At 64.9% G+C, this 909-nt stretch carries 2 pseudogenes; both read right to left on the bottom strand.

The features are described from left to right. Positions 1-438, bottom strand: a pseudogene (locus AC1D00_RS43075) (GGDEF domain-containing protein); the annotation flags it as partial. Between the two features lie 163 nt (positions 439-601). Beyond that, positions 602-909 (bottom strand): annotated as a pseudogene (locus AC1D00_RS43070) (DEAD/DEAH box helicase); the annotation flags it as partial.

Here is a 909-nt window from a genome sequence, read left to right as displayed (position 1 = left end):
CATCTCGTTGGTCGAACGCATCAGCGTCTCGACGATCGCCTTGATCTGCTCGCGGCTCTTGGCCGACGACAGCCGTTCGGTCGCGCCCGACAGGCTGGCGTCATAGGAGCCGGTCATGCCGAGCGCATCGCTCAGCACCTTCATCACGTCGTCGATCTCGCCGATGACGCGCGCGCCGACCTTGTCGATGCGATCGGTGGTCTTGATGTGGGAGAGATAGGTTTCGTAGATCTGCTCGAGATCGGCTTCGGTCAGCTTGCCGTGGCGGGCCAGCGTCTCGTTGATGATCTTGTTGAGCGGCGCGTTGTAGCCGGTGGCGTAGACGTACCAGATCTCGTAATTGCGGGGAATTGCGGTTTGGCGGAGCGAGCGGATCTGACCGAGCGCCACCTCGGCGAACGCCATCGTGCGTTCGTGTTCGTCGAGCACCTTGACCACGGAACATACCCCACAGCGGTCGGTGCGCAATCGACCGCGGCAATACTTAAATTATGTTCGTAGGCTAACGGACGATCGTGAACACCCCGTAAATATACGTTCACGAATGCGTCCGAAAAAGTGTGCGGCAGTCTGTCTCAATCGACCTGAAGCGCGTCGCGCTTCAGGCGCCGGCGGGGGAGCGGACCGGTCGCAACAGAAATGCCGGAAGGTGCGAATGATCGCCCGGCTCGGTGTCGGCCTCGCGCTGGCGGCGCGGTTCGGGACGGCCGATCGACGGCACATGCGACGCATTGGGTTGCGGGCGCGCGCCATGACGCGGCTCGGATGATTGCCTGGCTTCGCGCGGGGGCCTTGCCTCGCGTGCGGGCCTCGCCTCGCGTGCGGGCCTCGGCTCGGGGGCGGGCCGCGCTTCGGCAGAAAGCCGTGCCTCGCCACGCGCCTCGCGCGGCTCGTGGCTGCGCTCACGGT

The sequence above is a fragment of the Bradyrhizobium sp. P2_E8 genome, assembly GCF_056403875.1.
Note: the sequence above shows the minus strand (reverse complement) of the source record. Positions and strands in the feature narration are given on the sequence as shown.